The sequence below is a fragment of the Streptomyces sp. NPDC006283 genome (assembly GCF_040613325.1).
In the GTDB taxonomy this organism is placed as follows: Bacteria; Actinomycetota; Actinomycetes; order Streptomycetales; family Streptomycetaceae; genus Streptomyces.
In genome coordinates this window covers 65,902-88,691 of the sequence record NZ_JBEXRZ010000004.1, presented here as the reverse complement: position 1 = coordinate 88,691, position 22,790 = coordinate 65,902, and the positions used below count along the sequence as shown (strand labels likewise).

22 protein-coding genes are annotated in these 22,790 nt (G+C 71.8%); 11 read left to right on the top strand and 11 right to left on the bottom strand.

From position 1 onward, the window contains the following. Positions 1 to 20: 20 nt before the first annotated feature. Positions 21 to 1,034 (top strand): phosphogluconate dehydrogenase (NAD(+)-dependent, decarboxylating), encoded by a 1,014-nt coding sequence (gene gnd / locus ABZ070_RS02055; protein WP_356628912.1) that lies wholly within the window; start codon positions 21 to 23, stop codon positions 1,032 to 1,034. Next, positions 1,031 to 2,497: a glucose-6-phosphate dehydrogenase gene (gene zwf / locus ABZ070_RS02050; protein WP_356628896.1), complete on the top strand. Its 1,467-nt coding sequence runs from the start codon at positions 1,031 to 1,033 to the stop codon at positions 2,495 to 2,497. Before gnd ends, zwf begins: the two co-directional genes overlap by 4 nt. A gap of 41 nt (positions 2,498 to 2,538) precedes the next feature. Here zwf and ABZ070_RS02045 read toward each other — a convergent pair whose 3' ends face one another. Next, positions 2,539 to 3,120 (bottom strand): DUF4865 family protein, encoded by a 582-nt coding sequence (locus ABZ070_RS02045; RefSeq protein WP_356628894.1) that lies wholly within the window; start codon positions 3,118 to 3,120, stop codon positions 2,539 to 2,541. A gap of 14 nt (positions 3,121 to 3,134) precedes the next feature. Next, positions 3,135 to 3,716, bottom strand: coding sequence for a TetR/AcrR family transcriptional regulator (locus ABZ070_RS02040; RefSeq protein WP_356628892.1), 582 nt, complete (start codon positions 3,714 to 3,716; stop codon positions 3,135 to 3,137). A 166-nt stretch (positions 3,717 to 3,882) separates the two neighbouring features. Between ABZ070_RS02040 and ABZ070_RS02035 the strand changes: the two genes are divergently transcribed. After that, positions 3,883 to 4,167: an SHOCT domain-containing protein gene (locus ABZ070_RS02035; RefSeq protein WP_356628890.1), complete on the top strand. Its 285-nt coding sequence runs from the start codon at positions 3,883 to 3,885 to the stop codon at positions 4,165 to 4,167. Between the two features lie 60 nt (positions 4,168 to 4,227). On the opposite strand, the gene ABZ070_RS02030 is transcribed toward ABZ070_RS02035, so the two are convergent. Further along, positions 4,228 to 4,764, bottom strand: a complete 537-nt coding sequence (locus tag ABZ070_RS02030; RefSeq protein ID WP_356628888.1) for an ATP-binding protein — start codon at positions 4,762 to 4,764, stop codon at positions 4,228 to 4,230. Positions 4,765 to 4,946: 182 nt separating this feature from the next. Continuing rightward, positions 4,947 to 5,270, bottom strand: coding sequence for a hypothetical protein (locus tag ABZ070_RS02025; protein WP_356628886.1), 324 nt, complete (start codon positions 5,268 to 5,270; stop codon positions 4,947 to 4,949). Between the two features lie 180 nt (positions 5,271 to 5,450). Here ABZ070_RS02025 and ABZ070_RS02020 point away from each other — a divergent pair, with 180 nt between their 5' ends. Next, complete coding sequence (locus tag ABZ070_RS02020; RefSeq protein WP_356628884.1) at positions 5,451 to 6,587, top strand: PLP-dependent cysteine synthase family protein; 1,137 nt, start codon at positions 5,451 to 5,453, stop codon at positions 6,585 to 6,587. 47 nt (positions 6,588 to 6,634) lie between these two features. Here the strand turns inward: ABZ070_RS02020 and ABZ070_RS02015 are convergent, their stop codons facing one another. The 3 genes from ABZ070_RS02015 to ABZ070_RS02005 form a co-directional block, all read right to left on the bottom strand. After that, complete coding sequence (locus ABZ070_RS02015; protein WP_356628882.1) at positions 6,635 to 7,117, bottom strand: SRPBCC family protein; 483 nt, start codon at positions 7,115 to 7,117, stop codon at positions 6,635 to 6,637. Between the two features lie 73 nt (positions 7,118 to 7,190). Beyond that, the gene (locus ABZ070_RS02010; protein WP_356628880.1) at positions 7,191 to 7,640 is read right to left on the bottom strand and encodes an SRPBCC family protein; all 450 of its coding nucleotides are present in this window, start codon (positions 7,638 to 7,640) and stop codon (positions 7,191 to 7,193) included. Beyond that, complete coding sequence (locus ABZ070_RS02005) at positions 7,637 to 8,479, bottom strand: DeoR/GlpR family DNA-binding transcription regulator (protein ID WP_356628878.1); 843 nt, start codon at positions 8,477 to 8,479, stop codon at positions 7,637 to 7,639. Before ABZ070_RS02005 ends, ABZ070_RS02010 begins: the two co-directional genes overlap by 4 nt. Before the next feature lie 219 nt (positions 8,480 to 8,698). Between ABZ070_RS02005 and ABZ070_RS02000 the strand changes: the two genes are divergently transcribed. Beyond that, the gene (locus tag ABZ070_RS02000; RefSeq protein WP_356628876.1) at positions 8,699 to 11,218 is read left to right on the top strand and encodes a hypothetical protein; all 2,520 of its coding nucleotides are present in this window, start codon (positions 8,699 to 8,701) and stop codon (positions 11,216 to 11,218) included. Here the strand turns inward: ABZ070_RS02000 and ABZ070_RS01995 are convergent. The 3 genes from ABZ070_RS01995 to ABZ070_RS01985 form a co-directional block, all read right to left on the bottom strand. Then, positions 11,188 to 13,602: a right-handed parallel beta-helix repeat-containing protein gene (locus ABZ070_RS01995; protein WP_356628874.1), complete on the bottom strand. Its 2,415-nt coding sequence runs from the start codon at positions 13,600 to 13,602 to the stop codon at positions 11,188 to 11,190. The two genes, ABZ070_RS02000 and ABZ070_RS01995, sit on opposite strands and share 31 nt — an antisense overlap. Before the next feature lie 163 nt (positions 13,603 to 13,765). Continuing rightward, positions 13,766 to 14,359: a hypothetical protein gene (locus tag ABZ070_RS01990; protein ID WP_356628872.1), complete on the bottom strand. Its 594-nt coding sequence runs from the start codon at positions 14,357 to 14,359 to the stop codon at positions 13,766 to 13,768. Positions 14,360 to 14,729: 370 nt separating this feature from the next. Then, complete coding sequence (locus tag ABZ070_RS01985) at positions 14,730 to 15,182, bottom strand: DUF6643 family protein (RefSeq protein ID WP_356628870.1); 453 nt, start codon at positions 15,180 to 15,182, stop codon at positions 14,730 to 14,732. A gap of 251 nt (positions 15,183 to 15,433) precedes the next feature. On the opposite strand from ABZ070_RS01985, the gene ABZ070_RS01980 reads away from it, so the two are divergent. Then, positions 15,434 to 16,702, top strand: coding sequence for a TerD family protein (locus ABZ070_RS01980; protein WP_356628868.1), 1,269 nt, complete (start codon positions 15,434 to 15,436; stop codon positions 16,700 to 16,702). Between the two features lie 3 nt (positions 16,703 to 16,705). Here ABZ070_RS01980 and ABZ070_RS01975 read toward each other — a convergent pair whose 3' ends face one another. Next, positions 16,706 to 17,974: a glycosyltransferase gene (locus ABZ070_RS01975; protein ID WP_356628866.1), complete on the bottom strand. Its 1,269-nt coding sequence runs from the start codon at positions 17,972 to 17,974 to the stop codon at positions 16,706 to 16,708. A 58-nt stretch (positions 17,975 to 18,032) separates the two neighbouring features. Between ABZ070_RS01975 and ABZ070_RS01970 the strand changes: the two genes are divergently transcribed. The 5 genes from ABZ070_RS01970 (at position 18,033) to ABZ070_RS01950 (ending at position 22,757) form a co-directional block, all read left to right on the top strand. Further along, positions 18,033 to 18,830 (top strand): aspartate/glutamate racemase family protein, encoded by a 798-nt coding sequence (locus ABZ070_RS01970; protein ID WP_356628864.1) that lies wholly within the window; start codon positions 18,033 to 18,035, stop codon positions 18,828 to 18,830. Positions 18,831 to 18,913: 83 nt separating this feature from the next. Continuing rightward, the gene (locus tag ABZ070_RS01965; RefSeq protein ID WP_356628862.1) at positions 18,914 to 19,474 is read left to right on the top strand and encodes a hypothetical protein; all 561 of its coding nucleotides are present in this window, start codon (positions 18,914 to 18,916) and stop codon (positions 19,472 to 19,474) included. 87 nt (positions 19,475 to 19,561) lie between these two features. Beyond that, positions 19,562 to 21,196 carry an apolipoprotein N-acyltransferase gene (lnt, locus tag ABZ070_RS01960; protein ID WP_356628860.1) on the top strand — a complete coding sequence of 545 codons (1,635 nt, stop codon included), beginning with the start codon at positions 19,562 to 19,564 and terminating at the stop codon, positions 21,194 to 21,196. Between the two features lie 195 nt (positions 21,197 to 21,391). After that, the gene (locus ABZ070_RS01955; RefSeq protein WP_356628858.1) at positions 21,392 to 21,874 is read left to right on the top strand and encodes an NUDIX domain-containing protein; all 483 of its coding nucleotides are present in this window, start codon (positions 21,392 to 21,394) and stop codon (positions 21,872 to 21,874) included. 61 nt (positions 21,875 to 21,935) lie between these two features. Then, on the top strand, positions 21,936 to 22,757 hold the full coding sequence (locus ABZ070_RS01950) for a 3-hydroxybutyrate dehydrogenase (RefSeq protein WP_356628856.1): 822 nt from the start codon (positions 21,936 to 21,938) through the stop codon (positions 22,755 to 22,757). Positions 22,758 to 22,790 lie beyond the last annotated feature (33 nt).

Genomic DNA, 22,790 nt, shown 5'->3' with positions numbered 1-22,790 from the left:
CCACTGACACCGGCATCACACTGCAGCTCGGCATGATCGGGCTCGGCCGGATGGGAGCCAATCTCGTACGCCGGCTGACGCGCGGCGGCCACCGGTGCGTCGTGTACGACCTCGATACCGCCGCCGTACGGGAGTTGGAGAAGGAAGGAGCGACAGCCGCCTCCTCCCTCGAGGACTTCGTCGAGAAACTGGAGCGTCCCCGGAATCTCTGGCTGATGCTGCCCGCCGGCGTGGTGCAGGGAGCACTCGAACAGCTGACGGGCCTGCTGGACGCGGACGACATCGTCGTCGACGGCGGCAACTCGTACTACCGGGACGACATGGCCCGCGCGCAGGAACTCGCCCGGCACGGCGTCCACTACGTCGACTGCGGCACGTCGGGTGGAGTCTGGGGCCTGGAGCGGGGGTACTGCCTGATGGTCGGCGGCGACGCGGACGCGGTGGCCCGGCTGGACCCGGTGCTGCGCACCATCGCCCCGGGGTCCGGCAGCGCCGAAGCCACCCCGGGCAGGACCCGCACCGACGGAACCGCCCCCGAGGGCTATCTGCACTGCGGACCCAGCGGCGCCGGCCACTTCGTGAAGATGGTCCACAACGGAGTCGAGTACGGGATGATGGCCGCCATCGCGGAGGGGCTCAGCATCATCAAGCACGCGGACGCCGGCCTGCGCAAGCGTTCGGTGGACGCGGAGACCGCCCCGTTGCGCGAGCCCGAGGCCTACCGGTACGAGATCGACGTGGCCGAGGTCGCCGAGGTGTGGCGCCGTGGCTCGGTCGTCGGTTCCTGGCTTGTCGATCTCGTCGCCGACGCCCTGGCCCGCTCCCCGGAACTCGACACGTACACCGGCCGGGTCTCGGACTCCGGAGAGGGACGCTGGACCGTCCTGGCGGCGGTCGACGAGAGCGTGCCCGCGCCCGTCATCAGCGCCGCCCTGACACAGCGCTATGAGTCGCGCGGTCTGGGGGAGTTCACCGACAAGGTGCTGTCCGCGATGCGCGGCGAATTCGGCGGCCACGCCGAGAAGGCGGGGTGACTGTGCCGAACTCCGGCTCAGAGGCGGGTAGGCACGGCCCGCTGCCCGACGACCATGTCATCGTGCTCTTCGGCGCGACCGGCGACCTCGCCCGGCGCAAACTGCTGCCCGGCCTCTTCCACCTGGCCAAGGCGGGACTGCTGCCGGCCCGGTACCGCATCGTCGGCTCGGCGCCCGCCGCTGTCGCACCCAGCGACGAGGGCTTTCGCGCACACGCGAGGGACGCGGTCGCCGAGTTCGGCAGATCGAAGCCGGAGGGCCCGGCCTGGCAGAAGTTCGAGGACGCGCTGTCCTTCGGAGCGGCCGACCCGGACGCCACCGAGCCGCTTCTCACAGCGGTCGAGCGTGCCGAGCGGTCCGTCGGCGGCAGTCCGCGGCGACTGTTCCACCTCGCCGTTCCGCCGGCCGCGTTCACCTCCGTCGTCGACATGCTCGGCGCAACGGGCTTGGCGGACAACGCCCGGCTGATCGTGGAGAAGCCCTTCGGCACGGACCTGCGCTCGGCCCAGGCGCTGAACTCGACGATCCACGCCGTCTTCGACGAGTCCCGCGTCTTCCGAATCGACCACTTCCTCGGCAAGGAGTCGGTGGACAACATCCTCGCCCTCCGCTTCGCCAACGGGCTCTTCGAACCGGTGTGGAACCGCGACCACATCAGCCATGTGCAGATCGACGTTCCGGAGAAGATCGCCATCGAGGGCCGCGCCAAGTTCTTCGAAGGGACCGGCACCTTCCGGGACATGATCGTGACCCACCTGTTCCAGCTCCTCGGGTTCGTCGCCATGGAACCCCCGGCCACCCTTGCCGCGCAGCTCCTTCGGGACGAGAAGGAGAAGGTCTTCCAGAGCCTGCGGCCCCTGGACCCCGCCCACGTCGTCCGCGGCCAGTACGACGGCTACCGGGACGAGCCCGGTGTCGACCCTCGTTCCGACACCGAGACGTTCGTCGCCCTGCGTGTGTACGTCGACAACTGGCGCTGGTCGGGAGTGCCCTTCTACCTGCGTTCCGGCAAGGCCCTGGAGCAGGGGCGGCACGTCGTGACGCTCGGCTTCCGGGAACCGGTCCTGCGGATGTTCCCGGCCGTCTCGAGTGGCGCTCATGGCCCCCGGAACAACGAGCTGGTGATCGACTTCGACGACCCCGGCCGGATCGCCGCCCGCTTCCTGGTCAAGGAGCCGGGCCCCGACATGCGGCTCGGCGAGGCCGAGATGCTGTTCAGCTACGCGGAGTCCTTCAACACCCGGTACGCCCTGGAGGGATACGAGCGGCTCATCCTCGACGCGATGGTCGGCGACCAGGCCCTGTTCACGCGCTCGGACGGCATCGAGCGACTGTGGGAAGCCTCCACCCCGCTGCTGGACAACCCGCCGCCGGTGCAGCCCTACGCACCCGGCTCCTGGGGCCCCGAAAGGGTACACCGCCTCATCGCGCCGCACCGCTGGTTCCTGCCGGACAAACGCTGACGCGGGGCCGGCCCTGATCGGTCTCGGCGCCGCCCGCGTGCTCACCAGTGCCTGCCACTCCGCAGCGCGGTGCGCTCCGGCTGCGAGAGGTGCAGCACCTGGTAGCGGTCGCCGACGCCTTGGGGCGAGTCCCGGTCCCACAGCGTGACGTACAGCAGCTCCCAGTGGCGCGGATCGGCGGCGAGGGCTGTGCACACCACCCCGTCGAGTGCCGCGAGGCGTCGGGACTCCGCCACGGCCTGCTCGACGAGCGGTCCCGGCGGCACACCGTCAGGGATGCGCTGCCTGCGCCGGACGGCGGTCCGCGGTGCGGCGGACGACGACGGGCCCTCGTGGTGGGCGAGGCCCGCCCAGTGCTGCACCTCGGGCCGTCCGAAGTCGTCGACGATGCCCTGGAAGCCGGTGCCCCACAGGAAGCTGTTCATCCCCTCGGGCGTCGACCACAGATACAGCGGCGCGTACTGGTTCACCGGCGACAGCGCACCGCGCTCCCGCACCAGATAAGCCTTGAGACCGAGGCCGGGGAAGTCGTCGAGGAGGTGCCCCCTGGTCGCCACCCGCTTGCGGATGATGCCCATGTCGTAATCGGCGGGCAGAGTGATCTCGTACTGCATCGCATGCATGGCGTCGTACGTCCTCAAACGGCCGGGGCGGGCGGGAGCAGAGCGAGCAGCCCCCGCACCGCGCTGTCGAAGGCGTCCGGCGAGCCGGACGCACGGGCCAGGGCGTAACCGCCCTGTACGGCCGCGACGATCGTCGCGGCGGTGTCTTCCGGCGTGAGCCCCGCGCGCAACTCGCCTCGCTCCTGGCCCTCTTGGACGAGCGCCGTCAGTCGCGTGCGCAGCCAGCCGAGCGTCTCGTCGACCGGGGAACGCAGTTCGTCGTCCGCGACGACGTCCGGGTCCATGGTCAACCGGCCGACCGGACAGCCGCGCAGCACGTCCCGCTCGCGCAGCAGATAGGCGGCGATGCGTTCGTAGGCCGTCCCCGGCCCGTCGAGCGACGCCGCGGCGGCCGCCCGCAGCTCCTCGGCCGTGCGCCGCACGGCGGCCAGCGCGAGGTCCGGCTTGCCGGTGAAGTGGTGGTACATGCTGCCCTGGCCGGCTCCCGCCAGCTGCTGGATCGCCTTGGGGCTCGTGCCCACGTAACCGCGCTCCCACAACAGTTCGCGAGTGGCTTCGATCAACCGCTCCGGAGTGCTCATGACATGACTGTACATACCAGTAGGTACAGAATCCAGCGGAAGCATCCTCGCTCGCCGGGCGTACTCCCCGGGTGGTAGGCGCACTGCCGCTGCCCGTACGACGACTCGCACCCCCTGCCGGCGGGAGTCTCGACAGCGACAAGGGACAGCAAGACCGACGTCACCGAGGAGTTGAGCCGAGATGAACGCACTGGCCTACGACGGGCCCGGCCCGTGGATCCTGTTCTTTCCGCTGATCTGGGCGGTCGTCGTCATCGGCGTCGTCACCGCCCTGCGCCGCACCGGTCTTCGGCGCGGCCGCCCCGTCCACGGGCAGGAGGCCCGCCCGGCGATCCCGGAGAGTTCGCCGATCGCCGTACTGGGCCGCCGCTTCGCGGCGGGCGAGATCGACGAGGAGGAGTACTGGCGTCGGTTGTCCGTCCTCGACGAGCAGTTCGGCCGCCTGGCCCGGGACGGCGTGGCATGACCTCGCTCGCCGCTCGTGGCGGCGTGGCGGGGCACCAGGAGACGGGCCGCGCCCGCCCGGTCAGCCGGCGACGGCCGACCGGGCGGAAGCCGGTTCCGTCTCCGGCACGACCAGCACGGCCTCGGCCTCCTGGGTGGCGGAAAAGGGGCCGATGGTCGTCGCTCCGTACACCGCCCGGTATGCGGGCAGCGTGACGGGGGACGCCGAGGCGGGAAGCGTGAACCAGACGACCTTGCCCGTGTCGCCCTGGGGCCGAACGCCCCAGCTCTCGCTCATGGCCGCCACCAGCGCGAGTCCGCGCCCGGATGTGGAGGCCATGCCCGGGTCGCGCACGGTCGGCAGTCGCGGGTCGTGGTCGTGGACGGAGACCGTGAGCCGGTCGAGCAGCAGCTCGACGTCCACGGTGCACATCTTGTCCGGCTGGGCATGACGGTGGACATTGGTCAGCAACTCGGTGACGCCCAGCGCGGCATGGTCGATCAGAGGATCGAGATGCCAGTAGCGCAGTTGCGCCGAGATGATTCTGCGGACCTGACCGATCCGCGACGGCAGGGCCTGGAGCTCCACCGTGCAGTGCCTGCTTGGCTGGCTGATCACGGCTGCGACTCCCCGAAATAGTCCGGAAGAAGACGAGAAATGCGATCCAGCAGTCGGCCGACCTGCTGATCAGACCGGCGGGGCTGGATCTCAGCGTGACCGCCGGTGAACCCTGAGTGATGTGGAACCAGCGTGAACCATCGCCCCATGCCCCGCAACTCACAGGGCCCGTACGCGCGTCCTCAGTGCTCCGAGCCGCCCGCTCCGCGCACCGCTTCCAGGAATCGCCCGGCCAGTGCGCGCCCTTCGGGCCGCCGGCTGCGCTGGCCCATCGTCAGGCGGTACCGCTTGCCGTTCAGCGTCGCCACCGTGCTGTCGTCGCCGGCGAACCACGGCCTGCCCGCGGTCACCGCCCGCACGGGCGCGCTCTCGATGACGCGGCCGTAACTGGTCATCAGCGCCAGCCTGCCGTCCTTGATCAGCACCTGCCCGGCCCGGGTGAGCGAGCGGGGCCAGCGCTCGATCCGCACACCCGTGGCGCTGAAATCGGGCTCTGCCATGGCCATCGTGTCCGCCCCCTTCGCAGCGACTCTCCTGGAAGTGTGCACAACTCGCGCCGCACATGCCAGTACGCCTGTCGCCGCTCCGCCACAAGCGACGCCTATGGATACCCAAAGCGAACGTTTACGCAGGTGAGGGGCTTACTGTTGAAAGTGGCGGCAGAGTTGCACGACGAAGGGAACGCAATGGACAGCACGGCGGACCGGACCGCACCGGGCCGGGCGGTGGCGACCGCCGACGTGGACCGCAGCGATCCGCACTACCGGGCATGGCTCAAAGAGGCCGTACGCAAGGTCCAGGCCGACGCCAACCGCTCTGCCGACACCCACCTGTTGCGCTTCCCGCTGCCGGAGGAGTGGGGGATCGACCTCTACCTCAAGGACGAGTCCACCCACCCCACCGGCAGTCTCAAGCACCGGCTCGCCCGCTCGCTGTTCCTGTACGGCCTGTGCAACGGCTGGATCAGACCCGGCAAGCCCGTCATCGAAGCGTCCAGCGGTTCGACCGCCGTGTCCGAGGCGTACTTCGCGAAACTGATCGGCGTCCCCTTCGTTGCCGTCATGCCACGCACCACGAGCGCCGAGAAGATCCGGCTGATCGAGTTCCACGGCGGCCGGTGCCACTTCGTCGACGACTCCCGGAAGATGTACGAGGAGTCCGCGGCGCTCGCCGACCGGACCGGCGGCCACTACATGGACCAGTTCACCTACGCCGAGCGGGCCACCGACTGGCGCGGCAACAACAACATCGCCGAGTCGATCTACCAGCAGTTGCGCCTCGAGCGCTATCCGGAGCCCACCTGGATCGTTGCCACGGCGGGCACCGGGGGCACCTCGGCGACCATCGCCCGCTATGTGCACTACATGCAGTACGACACCCGCATCTGCGTCCCCGACCCGGAGAACTCCTGCTTCTTCGACGGCTGGACGCACGGCGACCCGCACGCCGCCAGCGACTGCGGCTCGCGTATCGAGGGCATCGGCCGGCCCCGTATGGAGCCGAGCTTCGTGCCGGGCGCGATCGACCGGATGATGAAGGTGCCCGACGCCGCGAGCGTCGCCGCCGTCCGGGCCCTCGAAGGCGCCATCGGACGCAAGGCGGGCGGCTCGACCGGCACCGGACTGTGGAGCGCGCTGAAGATCGTGGCCGAGATGGTGGCCGTGGGGGAGAGGGGCAGCGTGGTCACCCTGATCTGCGACCCGGGCGACCGCTACCTCGACAAGTACTACTCCGACGACTGGCTCGCCGAGCAAGGGCTCGACGTCCGGCCGTACACGGCGGCGATCGAGCACTTCCTCGCCACCGGCGACTGGCCCTGCTGACGCTGCCGCCGGCCCCTGCCTTGGCGGTGTGTCCACCCCGCCGGACGTCAGAAGCCGGCGGAGCGGGTCAGTTTGCGGTCGAGGTTGCGAACGGCGTCCCTGAAGGCGCGGCCGAGACCAGGTCGGCCGAGCCGCAGCGCGATCCGCAGCGGCGCCGGCCCGTCCGCGGCGAACGTCCACTGCACCCGGGCGCCCGTCGCCGTCGGAGTGATCCGCCACTCCTCCAACAGGGCCCGCAGACCAGGGGCGTTCGTCTGGTCCACACGGTATGCGTAGCGGGTGTCCGGCTCCCTGGCCAGGACTGTCTCCGTGAACACGGTGCCACCCTTCAACCGGATCTCCCGGCCCGCGCCCGCGTCGGTGGACCGTGCCGCGGTCACGGCGGTGAACCAGCCCGGCCAGCCGGAGACATCGTCGGCGAGTGCCGCGTACAGTGCCTTCGGCGACGCGGTGACCTGCGCGGAGAAGACCAGGCGCAGCGGGGCGCTCTCGACGAACTCCAGCTCTACGCGGCGGAGTTGACGTGCCATGGGATCGTACCTCCAGCGGCGGGCGAGGGGCGGGCCCGCAACCATAGTCGTGGTGCGGCTCGATGTCCGCCCCTCAGCGGGCGGATCCCGTGCCGAGGAGGCCGCCCAGTGCGCGGCCGAACACCCGCCTGCCCACCCGCGCGACCAGCGGGTCGAACACCCTGGGCACCAGCGGTAGCCGCAGCTCCTCCACCCAGAGCACCACCGAGCCGGAGCCCTTCGCGTGCACCGTGATCTCGGCCCAGCCGGTGATCACGCGGCCGCGTTTCTCCAGTCGACAGCGGCCCGGCCGGCCGGGCGAGGGCGGCTCCCAGAGCACGACCTCCATCGGATCGTCGAAACCGAACCCGCCCAGCGCGCTGCGTGCCACGACCACCGTGCCCACACCGGTGCTCCGCGGGGGCGTCGTCACCGAGATCGTGGTCAGTGGCACCTGAGACCCGTGCGCCGGCCAGTCGGTGACCCGCCGCCAGCACTCCTCGGCCGGCAGGGCCGTGACCCTGCCGATACGGAACGCACTCACGCCTGGCCGTCCACGGCTTCCGGTCCGCCCGCCACCACGACACCGGCCAGATGCTCCGCGATCTCCTCACGGGCCGCGGCCGGCAGACCCGAGTCCGTGACCAGGGTGTCCACCTCGGCGAGCTCGGCGAACGAACTGAGGCCCACCGTGCCCCACTTGGTGTGGTCGGCGACCACCACCACACGGCGCGCGGCCTGCACCAGATGGCGGTTGGTCTCGGCCTCCGCCAGATTCGGCGTGGACAGGCCGGCCTCCACCGAGATGCCGTGCACACCGATGAAGAGGACATCAAAATGGAGCGAGCGGATCGCCTGGTCCGCGACCGGTCCCACGAGCGAGTCCGACGGTGTGCGTACCCCTCCGGTGAGGACCACCGTCGCGGCCCCGGGACGCCGACCGCCCGGCGCGCCGGCCCGCTGCGCCGTGTGGAACACGTCGGCCACCCGCACCGAGTTGGTGACGACCGTGAGGTCCGGCACCTCCAGCAGATGGTGCGCGAGGGCGTATGTCGTCGTGCCGCCGGACAGGGCGATCGCACTGCCGGGCACCGCCAGCCGGGCCGCCGCCCGCGCGATGTCCTCCTTGGCGCTCAGCTCCAGCGCCGACTTGGCCTCGAACCCCGGCTCGTGCGTGCTCGCCTCGACCACCGGCACCGCCCCGCCGTGCACCTTCTCGATCACGCCCTGGCGTGCGAGGGCGTCCAGGTCCCGGCGCACGGTCATGTCCGAGACGTTGAGCCTGCGGGTGAGTTCGTTGACCCGGACCCCGCCGCGCCTGCGGACCTCGTCGAGGATCAGAGCACGCCGCTGCTCCGCGAGGAGGTTCTGGTTGTCGCTCACCGCTCGGGCCGGTCCTTCCTTGTTTGTCGTCGGCCGTCCAGGCCGCCGTACAGCCCTGGTGGCCAAGGCTTCTCATCCTCGCACGCGTATTGCCGGGCGGGCTCGGGGAGATTCCGTGTGGGCAGTGCCGCGAACCGCCATGATCCGCAATTCTGGTCACGAACCGCCTCCCGGCCGATTCCCGATCGGTAACGGGTCCCGAGAGAGGGAGTCCCCGCTGTGTCCCCTGACACCCCGGCGCCGCGAAGCGGCGGGCCCGCGCTCGAACTGCTCGTTCACGGCGTCGGCGGAGCCACCCCGCAGGACATGCTCAAGGATCCCCGTACGGTGCGGATAACCGGTGACGAGAAGGCCGCCGTGTACCGCCGCACCGACGACGCGGAGGCCGAGAGCCGCCCGCAGGAGTACCGGGACCGGCCGATCCCGGAGGCGTACTGCTGGTCCAACCTCACCTCGGGCAACGGCGCCCGTGCTCTGTGGCTGCTTTTGCTGCCGTTCATGGTCGTCAACCTCGCGCACTGGATGCGGCCCAGGGCCAGGGGCAGGCGCCGGACCACACGGCTCTACGGGGCGCTGGTGCGGCTGGTCGCGCTCAGTCTGACCGTGCTCCTCACAGCCGCGGCCTGCGAAGTCGCGCTCGACCTGCTCGCTTGGCAGTGCGCCGGGTCCCGGCAGTGCAGCGGCGAGCGGTCCTGGCTCGGCTTCATGTCGAGCGCCCAGGGGGGCTGGTGGTCGCAGCCGGGGAGGCGCCTGGCGCTCGCCGCGGTGATCCCGGCGGCGCTGGTCGGGCTGCTCTGGTACCTCTCCAAGCGGACCTGGAGCGCGTACGAGTCCCATCGTCCGCCGACCGGCGACGACTCGGTGGTCGTGGACGTCCACGCGGACGCCGACACGGACGGGGGCGAGGACGAGGCGGTTGGCACGGACGGGGGCGAGGACGAGGCCGCAGACCGCGAGACCGGCGAACCGGACGGCCGGGACGACTTCGGGCAGTTGAGCTGCGGTCCCGACGCCACCGAGCCGCCGAAGCCGCGCGTACGGCCCGCTCTCGGCAGGCCCGGCTTCTGGTACGGCCGCCGGCTCGTCGCCCGGCTGCGCGCCGCCCACACCGCTGCCGGCCTCCTCACCGTCGCCGCCGCGGTCGCCGGCGCCGCCGCCCGTCACGACCGGGCCGCCGACGACACCCTCCTGAAGATCTGCGGCGTGCTCCTCGAAGCCGCCCTCGTCGTCGGAGCGGCGGCCGTGCTGTGGGTGGTCTTCCGCCGCGGCCGCAGCGAGCGGCGGATCGACGCACGCCTCGACCGCGCCGCCGTCCGCCTGCTGCCGGGCGCCGCCCTGGTGCTGCTCGTCCTGGCTCTGCTCTACGCCTCGTGGTCGCGGCCCGGCTGGGCCTCGAGCGCCACCCTTCCCGGCGACGTCACCTTCCGCGTCATCGTCCTCGCCCAGGGCGGCCTCGTCGTCGCCCTCGCCGTCACCGCCCGGATACTGCACCGCCACGCCCGCCATCCGCGCACCGTGCTGCACGGACTCGGCGGGCCGGCCGTCGCCATGCTCGCCTGCGCCCTGGGCGGGGTGATGACCGGCGGGGTCGCCCAGCGCGTCGCCGACTGGCTCGACGGGCCCGGCACCCCCGGCATGGACGGGGAGGGGACCATCCCCGGGCCCCCGGTGCTGCTCAGCTGGCAGGCATCGGTCATTCCCGGGCTGCTCGTCGTCCTGCTGATTCCCGCCCTGGTGCTGGCCGTACGGACCTGGATCGCCGCCCGCCGCCTCGCTCCGACCGTCGAGGCCGAGTACTTCGACGGGGAGCCCGGCGAAGGCAGCCGCGACGTCGTCCGCACGCGGCGGATCGCGGGAACCCGCGCCCGCGCCGCCCTCACCGATGTCGCGCCGCTGATCGTCGGTGTGGTCTCGGGCGCCACACTGCTGCTCGGAGCGGGGGCCGTCGGCGGCGCGTGGCTGAGCGGCGAGGTGCCGGGACGGTCGTTCGGTGACGGCGGCCCCGCGGAGTCCGCCGCCGAGACCGCTCAGGCGCTGGGATCCTGGCTGGTCGGCTTCGGCTTCATACTGTTCGTCACCATGGGCCGCCGCGCCTATCGCGACGCCTCCGCACGCCGCACCATCGGCATCCTCTGGGACGTGGGTACCTTCTGGCCGCGGGCCGCGCACCCCTTCGCGCCGCCCTGCTACGCCGAGCGGGCCGTCCCCGACCTGACCTGGCGCATGTGCACTTGGACCGCGCGCACCGGCGGCCGGCTCGTGATCTCGGGCCACTCACAGGGCAGCGTGCTGGCCGCGGCCGCCGTGTGGCAGCTGCCCGCCGCCACGCGCAAACGGGTGGCCCTCCTGACGTACGGGTCGCCTCTGGAACGCCTCTACGGCCGCTGGTTCCCCGCCTACTTCGGGCCCAGGGCCCTGCTGCAACTCAGCGGCGAACTCGACTGCTGGCGCAACCTGTGGCGGCGCACGGACCCGATCGGCGGGCCCATGCTGATCGCCTCGGAGCGCGTGCGGGACGGCGGTGGCTGCGAGGACCCGGCCGATGTCGACCGAGAGGCGCTCAAGGATCCCGTCGTGTACGGGCGTTCGGAGCGGTACCCGCTTCCGGAGCCGATCCTCGGGCACTCCGACTACCAGGCCGACCCGCTGTTCGCCAAGGAGCGAGCAGAGCTGCTCGAGAGGCTCACGCCGGTCGTTCCCCGGCAGACTCAGGGCAGTTCCGGCAGGTCGTCCGAGTAGAGCAGGGTGAGGTCGTCGGTGCTCACCTCCGCGAGCTCGGCGACCCGCCCGGCATGCCGCTCCACCATCGACTCGAACGTCTGGCGCGCGGTGCGGCCGTTGCCGAAGGCGGGACCCTTGGGCAGTGCGGTGAAGTACTTCAGCAGCGCCTCCGGGGTGCCCTCGGCGAGCCGGTACTCGTGCTCCTCCGCCTGCTGCTCGACGATCCGCAGGAGCTCCTCGGGGTCGTAGTCGCTGAAGGTGATGGTCCGTGAGAAACGGGACGCCACACCCGGGTTGACCGCGAGGAAGCGCTCCATCTCCGCCGTGTACCCGGCCACGATGACCACGACGGCGTCCCGGTGGTCCTCCATCAGCTTCACCAGCGTGTCGATGGCCTCCTTGCCGAAGTCCCGGCCGGAGTCCTCCGGCGACAGCGCGTACGCCTCGTCGATGAACAGCACACCGCCGCGCGCCCGGTCGAACGCCTCCTGGGTGCGGATCGCGGTGGAGCCGATGTGCTCGCCGACCAGATCCACACGGGAGACCTCGACGAGATGGCCGCGCTCCAGGACACCGAGGGAGGCGAGGATCTCGCCGTACAGCCGGGCGACCGTCGTCTTGCCCGTGCCGGGCGAGCCGGTGAAGACCAGATGGCGGCGGACAGAGGCCGCCTTGAGCCCCGCCTCCTGCCGGCGCCGGCCCACCTCGATCATGTTCGTGAGCGTACGGACCTCACGTTTGACGCTGTCCAGTCCCACCAGCGCGTCCAGTTCGCCGAGCACGGCGCCGGAGTCGCGCGCCGGTTCCGCCGGCACGTCCTGCGGGACCGGGGACACGGGCGGGGCGCTCTGCGCAGGGACGGCCGTCAGCAGACCGGGCGACCTGGTCGCCGTCATCACGGCCGGCGCCGCCTCCGCGCCCTGACGCGCGACCCCGCTCTCGTCGCTGGTGCAGTCCTCGACGACCGGGCCTTCCTCCTCGCCGAACTCGTAACCGCCTCGGGAGCAGCGCTCGGTGCGGCAGCGGCTCAGCGTCGTACGACACCCCTCCATCACGTGGAAGCCGTAACCACCGCTGCCGGTGACCCGGCAACCGCGGAACGTGCCGCGGCCCTCCGCCGACACATAGAAGCCGGCTTCCGCAGGCGACGTGACGGTGCAGCGCTCGATCAAGGGGTCGGCGCCCTTGGTGACGATCACGCCGGTCTGGGCGGCGTCGACGGTGCAGCCGTTCAGCGTGCCGCCGCTGCCGTGGTCACGGAACCAGGCACCGGTGGAGACCTCACGGATGCGGCAGTCGTCGAGCTGCGCCGTCGCGCCGTCGCTCACCGACACCGCCGTGTTGCGGACCTGCGAGAGGTCGCTGTCGACGACGTCCACGCGCGAGCCGCGGTCCAGGACGAACAGCGCGTCGGGCACGTCGTGGACGCGGCACGCGTCCAGCACGGCTGTCGCGCCGTCGCTGACCCAGACCGCCGGGTAGTCGCCCGTACTGTCGTGGATCTCGCACTGGTTGGCGTCCACGCGGGTTCCCGGGTCCCACACGGACAGGCCGTTGCGCCCGAAGCGTCGCACCGTGGAGCGGGTCAGGGTCAGCACCGACCGGGAGCGCAGGTCGATGGCGTTCTCCGGGACGTCGTGGATGTCGCAGTCCGAGAGCGTGAGCACCGCGTCCGTGTCGAGGGTGATGCCGTCGGCCGAAGTGCGGTGCACCGAGGAGTCGGTGAGGTGGGCCGCGGCGCGCGAGGCGATCTGGACACCGGTGCCCTTGATCTCGTACACCTCGCAGCCGACGGCCTCCAGGCCGCTGCCCTCGCCGGTGACGGTCAGGCCGGCGCCCGAGGCGTGGTGCACCCGGCAGCGTTCCAGCCGAGGGTGCGCACCACCGTGCACGGAAACGCCGGACTGGCCGGCCGCCACCACCTCGCACTCCTCGAACACGCCTCCCGCGCCCTCCAGTACGCCGATCCCGACGCCCGCCGGATTGTCGACGGTGCAACGGCGGACCGTGGGCCGGGCGCCGCCGCGCACTTCGAGGCCGACGGCGGAGCGGGTGACGATCCGCAGGTCCACAAGCTCGGGTGTGCCGTCCTCGACGAGCAGTGCGGGAGCGGCCGAGTCCTGGCCCTCCACATGCAGGTCCCGCACGACGGCGGAGGCGCGCACGGTCAGCGGCACACCGTCGACCGGGGCGATGCGCACCGATCCGACCGCCCCCTCCGGTCCGCGCAGGGTGACCGCGCGCTGGACCACGAGATTCTCGCGGTAGGTGCCGGGGGCCACGGTGAGGATGTCGCCGTCGCCGGCGGCCTCGAGAGCAGCGGCGAGGGAGGCGTACTCGCCTGTGCGGCGCCGCCACCGCGATGTGCCGGTGTGCGTCACCTGGACCGTGCCCTGTGCCATCGTGCTGCCTTGCCCCCACCTCGTGAATCCGTGCACCGTCGCGTCGCTGAGGGGGACGCCGCCCCCAGTATCCGTCCGGCATCACGGCCGGACAGGCCTGGCCCCGAAGGGGTCGCACCACCGTAGCGCGCGCGGCCCGTGGGAGTTGACGGGATGTGGCAGGTCAGCTTCCCGCGCCGGTCCGTCCCCAGTCCGGACCCGCGGCGGCCCAGGCCCGGTCCAGCGCGGCGTGTCGGTGGCGCACGAGCCGCCACAGCACCAGTCTTCTGGCGCATTCGACGAGCACACCCCAGGCCATCGAGGCACCGACACCCGCGAGTGCGGCATGGACCTCGACCGTGGCCATGTCCATGGGGCGGGGAACTATTCGGCCGGAATCGTCCGTCCACAGGGAGAACGTGTCGCCGGGGCTCGCGGTCCGCAGGGCGGTGGGAACCGTGCCGGTGCGTGTACTTCCGTCAGGGGCGGCCCACTTCGCCCTGACCGCTCTGCGTTCCTCGTTGACCGCGGCCTCGGTGTCGAAAGCGACAGGCCGCGGGGCGGACGCGGCCCCGACCACGGTGGCGGTGGTGGCATGGCGCTGCAGGCGCTGCACACGGACCGACTGACGCAACGACTCCTCCGTCAGCGCGCCGGTGATCCATCCGACGGCGGGCCCGGCCGTGACGATGAGCACGGCGGCGGCCAGCGCCAGCCATGCCTCGAACAGATCGGTCGTACGACGCAGGGGATTGTGGCGCCAGCGCCAAAGACCCATTGCTGCGCGCACTGTCCGCACCCCCTTCCGCGTCCGTGATAGCCCGATACGGCACGGCATACGCCCGGGTGGCGCGAAGAGAGAGGAACGTCACCCCCGGCAGCAGTCTCCGCGATGTGTCCAACGAGTCTGCCACCGCGATCGGTTCCCGCGCGTCGAAGCGCGTCCCGTATCGGGTGAGCGGCATGGTCGGCCACGCACGGAGCCGACCCGGCGGTCGCTCTGCGTGATCATGGAACAAGCGAGGAAACGAGCGATGGAACGTGCTCGGCATTTTGGACTTCGGCGTCCTCGGCCGCCGAGCGGATCGAGCCGGCGGCCCGGCCGCATCCCCCGCGCAAGGAGCGCTCTTGGGACGGGCCGCCCGCTCTCAGTACCCCCGGCCCTGGTACGGGCGGTTGTACGGATCCTCGTAGGGGGCGGGAGTCGGAGCGGGACGCGCCGCCGCCGGCCGCATGGCCTCGTACCCCGTCGCGGCCGGCCTTTGCGGCTGGGGCTGCTGGTACTGCTGGCCGGGATAGCCGCGGGGAGCGGCCTGCTGCGGGATGTACGGCGCCGGCGCCTGCTGCAGCGGCACGGGCTGGTGCATCTGCTGCGGATATCCGTAGGCGGGAGCGGAAGGGGAGGGAGCCGCCGGGAGGGCGGGAAGCGCCGAGGGCAGCGCCGGCAGATAGCTGTTGCCGGTGTCGTAGGCGGCAGGGACTCGGATCGGGGCGATCTGAGGGGTGCCCCGCTCCGCGACCAGGGAGTCGTAGATGGGGGTGTCGGGAAACGCCGGCGCGGAGTAGTAACCGCCGCCGTAGGTGGCGCGGGGGGAGGTCATGGCACATAAGTTAAGCCCACGATGTGCCGGTTGGGGAGTCCGATAAGAGGGTTGTTTTGGCTGCTGTGAGTGACTAGGGATCGCCAATGTGAGCGAACTTGGGAAAAACGGACTCCCTGACGTCTCGAGATCGTGTAAAGGGCAAGCTGAGAGAGGGTTACCGACGGGTCGGCCCACCTGTGGGGGACGTATGCCGAATAGGTTGACGATGAATGAGTTTCCGGGCGCACCGAATCGCGATGGGGGCGAGCATGTCCATGCTTAAGGGAGCCAATACTCCGGTGCAGGCGCAGCGCGTCCGGATCGAGTTGGGGTGGCGCGGGGGTCCGGGGGTGCCGGACGTCGACGCGTCGGCCCTCCTCCTTGCGTCCGGCAAGGTCCGGTCGGACAGCGACTTCGTGTTCTACAACCAGCCGTCGCACGCCTCCGGTGCCGTACGGCACGAAGGCAAACGCACCGGCGCGGACGCCGTGACCGACGTCGTCGCGGTCGACCTCGACCGGGTCGAGGGCGAGATCGAGCGGGTCGTGCTCGCCGCCTCGGCCGACGGGGGCGCCTTCGGGCAGGTCCCGGGCCTGCACATCAGGGTGCTCGACGCCGGGTCCGGCGCCGAGATCGCCAGGTACGACAGTCAGGACGCCACCGTCGAGACCGCCTTCGTGCTCGGCGAGCTCTACCGCCGCCAGGGAGCGTGGAAGTTCCGCGCGGTGGGCCAGGGCTACGGGACCGGACTGGAGGGCCTCGCCACGGACTTCGGCATCACGGTCGACGAACCTCAGCAGGCCGCAGCCGCCCCGGCCCCGGCTGCCGCCCCCGTCGCCCCGGCCCCCGCTGCCGTCGTGCCGCCTCCGCCGCCCGCACCGCCTGCCGCGCCGGCGGCTCCGGTGCGTCTCACCAAGGTGACGCTGACCAAGGAGACGCCGAGCGTCTCCCTCACCAAGCAGGGGGGCACCTCCGGCGCGTTGCGCGTCAACCTCAGCTGGCAGGTGCGCAAGCAGTTCCAGGGCTGGGGCGCCAAGCTGGGCCGCGCCGTCGCGATGCACGGCGACCTCGACCTCGACCTGTGCGCCCTGTACGAACTCTCCGACGGTCGCAAGGGAGTTGTCCAAGCCCTCGGCAACGCCTTCGGAGCGCTGGACCGGCCCCCGTACATCCACCTCGACGGTGACGACCGCACCGGCGGCACCCCGGGTGAGAACCTCACCGTCAACCTCGACCACCGGCAGGACATCCGCCGCGTCGTCATCTTCGTGACCATCTACGAAGGCGCCCGCAGCTTCGCCGACCTCGACGCGACGGTGACCCTCCAGCCCCAGCACGGCGCGGCCGTCGACTTCTCCCTCGGCGAGTGCACCGTGCCCTCCACGGTCTGCGCCCTCGCCCTCATCACCAACACCGGCTCGGACCTGGTCGTCCAGCGGGAGGCCCGCTTCCTGGTCCCCGAACGCGGCGTCAGTCCCCAGCGCACCATCGATTACGCCTACGGCTGGGGCATGAACTGGACCCCCGGTCGTAAATAGTCCTCACTGGTCGGGCGCGGTCTCCGGTCGGGCGTACGTACGCCCCTTCCAGGCCGCGCCCCGCCCCCGGTGGTGCTGCACCGCGGAGTCCACCGTCATCAGGAGGTAGAGCAGGGCGGTGAACGGGAGCGTGAGCGCCAGCAGGGGCGACTGCCGGTAGTAACGGAGCATCGGCAGGTACGTCCCGGTCATCACGGCCCACGCCAGACCTCCCGCCCACGCGGCCGCCGGGTCATGCGCCATCAGCCCCGCGCACAGCGCCCCCGGTGGAGCGAGATACACCAGCGCCAGCCCGGCCACGGTCCCGGCCAGCAGCGTCGGACTGTGCCGCAGTTGCGCGTAGGCGCTGCGCGACACCATCCGCCACAGGTCCGCGAGCCGTGGATAGGGACGCACGCTGTCCACCCGGTCTGCGAGCCCGAGCCAGATCCTGCCACCCGCACGGCGCACGGCGCGCGCCAGGGAGACGTCGTCGATCACCGCGTGGCGGATCGAGTGGGGGACGTCCGCCCGCGCCGCGGTCTCGGCGCGCAGCAGGACACAGCCACCTGCCGCGGCCGCGGTCCTCCCGCCCGGCCTGTTGACCCACCGGAACGGATAGAGCTGGGAGAAGAAGTAGACGAACGCCGGCACCACCAGCCGTTCCCAGCCGCTCGCCACGCGCAGCCGCGCCATCTGCGACACCAGATCCAGGTCCCCGGTCCGCGCGGCGGCGACCAACTCGCGCAGACTCTCCGGCTCATGAGCGATGTCGGCGTCGGTCAGCAGCAGATACTCCGGCTCGCCCGTCCTCGCGACGGCCATGCCGTGCCGCAGCGCCCACAGCTTCCCGGTCCAGCCGTGCTCCGGCTCGCCCGGTGTCACGACCTGCAGGGGCAGGCCCCCGAGCCGTCCGGCGAGCGACCGGGCCAGCTCCCCGGTTCCGTCCGTGCTGTTGTCGTCGACGAGGACGATCTCCGCACGCCCCGGGTAGTCCTGGGTGAGCAGGGAGGGCAGGCTCAGCGGCAGCACGTCGGCCTCGTCGCGGGCCGGCACCACCACGGCGACATCCGGCCAGTGCGCGGGGGCGTGGCGGTGCGGGTGTGCGGGGACGCGGTGGTGCGGGTGTTCGGGGGCGTGGCGGTGCGGGTGTGTGGGGGCGTCGGGGTGCGGCTGAGTAGAGGCGCCACCGTGCGGCAGACGCTGGTCGGTCCGCCAGAACAGGCCCTGGCCCAGCAGCAGCCATCCCCAGGCGGTCAGTGATCCCACGGCGATCCAGGCAAGGGCGCTCATCTGCCGCAGTCTGCACCACGCCGGACGGGCCGTGGCCGCGGTCGACTATGGTGACCGGGTGAAGATCGCGCTCATGGACTCCGGTATCGGACTGCTCCCGGCGGCGGCCGCGGTACGCCGACTGCGGCCCGACGCCGATCTGGTTCTCTCCTGTGACCCCGACGGCATGCCCTGGGGCCCGCGTACGCCCGACGACCTCACCGAGCGCGCACTGGCCGTGGCCCGCGCGGCAGCCGCGCACCGCCCCGACGCGCTGATCGTCGCTTGCAACACGGCGTCCGTGCACACGCTGCCCGCGCTGCGGGCGGAGCTGGAGCCGGTGCTTCCGGTGATCGGGACCGTCCCGGCGATCAAGCCGGCCGCCGCCGGCGGCGGCCCGGTCGCCATCTGGGCCACCCCGGGGACCACGGGCAGCCCCTATCAGCGCGGCCTCATCGAGGAGTTCGCCGGCTCCGTCGACGTGACCGAAGTTCCCTGCCCCGGCCTCGCCGACGCCGTGGAGCAGGCGGACGAGAGCGCGATCGACCGTGCGGTGGCCGCGGCTGCCGCGCTCACGCCGCGCGACGTGCTGGCCGTCGTCCTGGGCTGCACCCACTACGAACTGGTCGCCGAGCGCATCCGGGCCGCGGTCGCACAGCCCGACCGCCCGTCCGACCTGCCGCCCGTCGTTCTGCACGGCTCCGCCGGCGCCGTGGTCGCCCAGGCGCTGCGCAGGATCGGGCTGTCGCCCGCACCCGACGCGGTGCCGAGCAGCGGCCTGACGGTCCTGCTGAGCGGTACGGAATCCACCCTTCCGGCGGAGGCGCTGAACTACGCCGAGGGCCGGCTGCTGCCGACCGCGACCCCGGTGCGCTGACCCGCGACGCGGTCGTTTTCGCCCGGTTCGACCGACCGGGCGCAGCAGTGCTCGTTCTGCGGATGCTGGGTACTGTCCTAGACATGAGGCACCACTTCCGCCACGAGGGGCGCAGCTCGGAGCCCCTCCCAGAGGTCTGGACCGGCCGGGCGACCAACCGTATGCAGTGGGTCCTCGCGGTGGCGGGTGCGGCCTGTCTGGCGCTCGGCGTCAAACTGGCAGTCGGCGCCACATGGACCACGGGCGTCGCCGCGCTGCTGATGGCGGTGATCGGATGCGTCGCGGCCGGTCTGATGATCCTCTACGGCACGCTCGCCTTCGTGCACGTGACGGTCAAGGTCGACAAGAACGCGCTGGACGTGCGGTGCGGCCACATCGGAGTGCCGCGGCGGCACATCCCCCTCACCCAGATGGTCAGCGCCGAGTTCGCCCCCAGGGTGACGCCCCGGCAGTGGGGCGGCTGGGGCTGCCGCTGGCGCCCGGAGCAGGGCACCGCGGTGGTCGTGCGGCGCGGCGAAGGCCTCGTGGTCACCCTCGGCGACGGCGGTAAGTTCACGGTCACCGTCGACGACGCGGAAGCCGCGGTACGGGTCATCCGGGCCAGGCTCAGTCACATGGAGACGGACGGGGCCGGCAAGGCCTGACGGCGTCGACAGGACGTGGGGGCGGTGCCGGCGGGGATGATCGGCGCGGCTGCGCCGCTCACAGACCCCCGCCGTAGAATCCGCCAGGTGAGCGCCACCATGACATCCGTCGACGCCCCCAGGCCCGCCCCCGCCGCAACCCGGCCGCTGCGGCGCCTCGCCCGCCCGGGCGCCGCCGCGCTCGGTGGCGTACTCCTCTTCGCGAGCTTCCCTCCGCGTCCACTGTGGTGGCTCGCCTTCCCTGCGTTCGCCCTCCTCGGCTGGGCCCTGCGGGGACGCCGACTGCGGGTGGGCTTCGGGCTGGGCTACCTGGCCGGCCTCGGCTTCCTGCTGCCGCTGCTGGTCTGGACGGGCGAGGAGGTCGGCCCCGGGCCATGGCTGGCCCTGGTCGCCGCGGAGGCACTGTTCGTCGCCCTGTCCTGCATGGGGATCTCCGCCGTCTCCCGCCTGCCTGCCTGGCCGGTGTGGGCCGCGGCCGTCTGGATCGCCGGCGAAGCGGCCCGCGCCCGGGTGCCCTTCGGCGGCTTCCCCTGGGGCAAGATCGCCTTTGGTCAGGCCGACGGGTTCTTCCTGCCGCTCGCGGCCGTCGGAGGCACCCCCGTGCTCGGCTTCGCGGTGGTGCTCTGCGGCTTCGGCCTCTACGAGACCGGGCGGCAGGCGATGGCCTTCCGGCGCGCCCGCCCGCTGCCGCGCGGCGCGGCCGCCGCGGCGCTCCTCGCCCTGCTCGTGCCCATGGCCGCCGCCCTCGCCGCCCGGCCCCTCGTCGACGACTCCGCCGAGGACGGCACGGCGACCGTCGCCGTCATCCAGGGCAACGTCCCCCGCCTCGGTCTTGACTTCAACGCCCAGCGCCGGGCCGTCCTCGACAACCACGCCCGCCGCACCGAGCAGCTCGCCAAGGACGTCGAGGCGGGCAAGGAGCCCAAGCCCGACTTCGTTCTGTGGCCGGAGAACTCCTCCGACCTCGACCCCTACCGCAACGCCGACGCCCGTCTGGTCATCGACGAGGCAGTCGAGGCGATCGGCGTGCCCACCGTCGTCGGCGCCGTGGTCACCCCGGAAACCGGCAAGCTCCGCAACACCCTGATCGAGTGGGATCCGGCCCGTGGCCCCGTGGACACCTACGACAAGCGCCACGTCCAGCCGTTCGGCGAGTACATTCCGATGCGGTCCCTCGTGCGGATCTTCAACTCCGACGTCGACCGGGTCCGCCGCGACTTCGGGCCCGGGGACGAGGTCGGCGTCTTCGACCTGGCCGGTACGAAGGTCGGCCTCGTCACGTGCTTCGAGGCGGCGTTCGACGACGCGGCGCGCGACACCGTCACCCACGGGGCGCAGCTCATCTCGGTGCCGAGCAACAACGCCACCTTCGGGCGCAGTGAGATGACCTACCAGCAGCTGGCGATGTCGCGGGTGCGGGCCGTGGAGCACAGCCGGTCCGTCGTCGTCCCCGTCACCAGCGGCGTCAGCGCTGTCATCACGCCGGACGGGGAGATCGTCGAGAGGACGGGGATGTTCACCCCGGGCGCGCTCGTCGCCGAGGTGCCGCTGCGCTCGTCGCTCACACCCGCCACACGGCTCGGCGGATGGCCCGAGCTGCTCCTTGTGCTGCTGGCGGCGGGCGGCCTGGGTGCGGTCGCCGCCGGCGCCGTGCGGAAGCGGCGGCGGACCGTGGACGAGGGTTCCGGCACGGACGCTGCGGCGGAGCCGGCGAAGCGCTGACGAGGGGCCGCCGCCGCGAAGGCGGAGGCCTCGGCGGAGACGGGCGGGTCGGCCGTCGTGTTGCCGGCAGCGCTCTGGGAGAGACGGGCGTTGGGTCGGCCGTCGTGCTGTCAAAAGTGCTCCGGGGGAGACGGGCGGCGGGGTGGCGAGAGGCCGTCGGGGCCTACCCGGCGTTGGCCGGTTAGGGTCCTGACCATGGCAACTCCCGACTTCATCCGTGACATCCGGGCCACCGCCGGCCATCAGCTGCTCTACCTCCCGGGTGTCAGCGCCGTCGTGTTCGACGACGAGGGGCGGGTGCTTCTCGGCATGCGCGCCGACACGGGCAACTGGTCGATCATCGGGGGTATCCCGGAGCCGGGGGAACAGCCGGCCATGACGGCCGAGCGTGAGGTGTACGAGGAGACCGCGGTGCGCTGCGTCGCCGAGCGGGTCGCCCTCGTGCAGGCACTGCCCAGGCCCGTCACGTACCCCAACGGCGACGTGTGCCAGTACATGGACATCACCATGCGCTGCCGGGCCGTGAGCGGTGCCTCGGAAGCGCGCGTCAACGACGAGGAGTCCCTCGAGGTGGGCTGGTTCCCTGTCGACGCGCTGCCGGATCTCAAGGAGTTCGCGATCTTCCGGATCAACCAGGCCCTGAGGGAGGGACCAGCATGGTTCCAACCCACCACCTGAGGGCGAAGTATGGGTGGGGACCATATCGGTAGCCGGGTGATCGCTGCCTAGGGTGCCCCACATGACCGCGCCCAGCACACCCCCCGGCACCTCGGGCCCCGCAGCCGGGGCCTCTTCCGTCTCCGTCGATCTCGGCGGCCGTACCGCCCTCGTCACCGGTGCCGCGGGCGGCATCGGCCGCGCGTGCGCGCTCCGGCTCGCCGCCGCGGGCGCGAAGGTCAGAGCCGTCGACCGGGACGCCGAGGGCCTGGCCGCGCTCGCCGGGCCGGCCGAGAGCCTGGCCGGTGCGGTCGAGCCGTACGTCCTCGACCTCACCGACCTCGACGCCGCCGAGGAGGCGGCGGCCGACGCGGACATCCTCGTCAACAACGCCGGCCTGCAACTGGTCCGACCCATCCAGGACTTCCCGCCCGATGTCTTCCACACCGTCCTGACAGTGATGCTGGAAGCACCGTTCCGGCTGATCAGAGGCGCCCTGCCGCACATGTACGCACAGGGCTGGGGCCGCATCGTCAACATCTCGTCCGTGCACGGGCTGCGGGCCTCGGCTTACAAGTCCGCCTATGTGGCCGCCAAACATGGCCTCGAAGGTCTTTCCAAGACGGCTGCCCTCGAAGGCGCGCCGCACGGAGTGACGTCCGTCTGCGTCAACCCCGGATATGTGCGCACGCCACTGGTCGAGAAGCAGATCGTCGACCAGGCCGCCGCGCACGCGCTCCCGGAGGACCGGGTCCTCACCGAGGTCCTGCTCAAGGACTCCGCGATCAAGCGGCTGGTCGAACCGGAGGAGGTCGCGGACGCCGCCCTCTACCTGTGCTCGCCGCACGCCTCCTTCATCACCGGCACCTCGCTGACCCTCGACGGCGGATGGACGGCTCACTAGGGATCGTTGTCCACAGGGCTGGTGCGACCACCC

Excerpts from the sequence above, each read along its gene's own strand:
- ABZ070_RS02045 (WP_356628894.1), bottom strand. The coding sequence starts at position 3,120 with ATGCATGCGATGCAGTACGAGATCACTCTGCCCGCCGATTACGACATG.
- ABZ070_RS02040 (WP_356628892.1), bottom strand. The coding sequence starts at position 3,716 with ATGTACAGTCATGTCATGAGCACTCCGGAGCGGTTGATCGAAGCCACT.
- ABZ070_RS02035 (WP_356628890.1), top strand. The coding sequence starts at position 3,883 with ATGAACGCACTGGCCTACGACGGGCCCGGCCCGTGGATCCTGTTCTTT.
- ABZ070_RS02025 (WP_356628886.1), bottom strand. The coding sequence starts at position 5,270 with ATGGCCATGGCAGAGCCCGATTTCAGCGCCACGGGTGTGCGGATCGAG.
- ABZ070_RS02020 (WP_356628884.1), top strand. The coding sequence starts at position 5,451 with ATGGACAGCACGGCGGACCGGACCGCACCGGGCCGGGCGGTGGCGACC.
- ABZ070_RS02015 (WP_356628882.1), bottom strand. The coding sequence starts at position 7,117 with ATGGCACGTCAACTCCGCCGCGTAGAGCTGGAGTTCGTCGAGAGCGCC.
- ABZ070_RS01995 (WP_356628874.1), bottom strand. The coding sequence starts at position 13,602 with ATGGCACAGGGCACGGTCCAGGTGACGCACACCGGCACATCGCGGTGG.
- ABZ070_RS01990 (WP_356628872.1), bottom strand. The coding sequence starts at position 14,359 with ATGGGTCTTTGGCGCTGGCGCCACAATCCCCTGCGTCGTACGACCGAT.
- ABZ070_RS01985 (WP_356628870.1), bottom strand. The coding sequence starts at position 15,182 with ATGACCTCCCCCCGCGCCACCTACGGCGGCGGTTACTACTCCGCGCCG.
- ABZ070_RS01980 (WP_356628868.1), top strand. The coding sequence starts at position 15,434 with ATGTCCATGCTTAAGGGAGCCAATACTCCGGTGCAGGCGCAGCGCGTC.
- ABZ070_RS01975 (WP_356628866.1), bottom strand. The coding sequence starts at position 17,974 with ATGAGCGCCCTTGCCTGGATCGCCGTGGGATCACTGACCGCCTGGGGA.
- ABZ070_RS01965 (WP_356628862.1), top strand. The coding sequence starts at position 18,914 with ATGAGGCACCACTTCCGCCACGAGGGGCGCAGCTCGGAGCCCCTCCCA.
- ABZ070_RS01955 (WP_356628858.1), top strand. The coding sequence starts at position 21,392 with ATGGCAACTCCCGACTTCATCCGTGACATCCGGGCCACCGCCGGCCAT.
- ABZ070_RS01950 (WP_356628856.1), top strand. The coding sequence starts at position 21,936 with ATGACCGCGCCCAGCACACCCCCCGGCACCTCGGGCCCCGCAGCCGGG.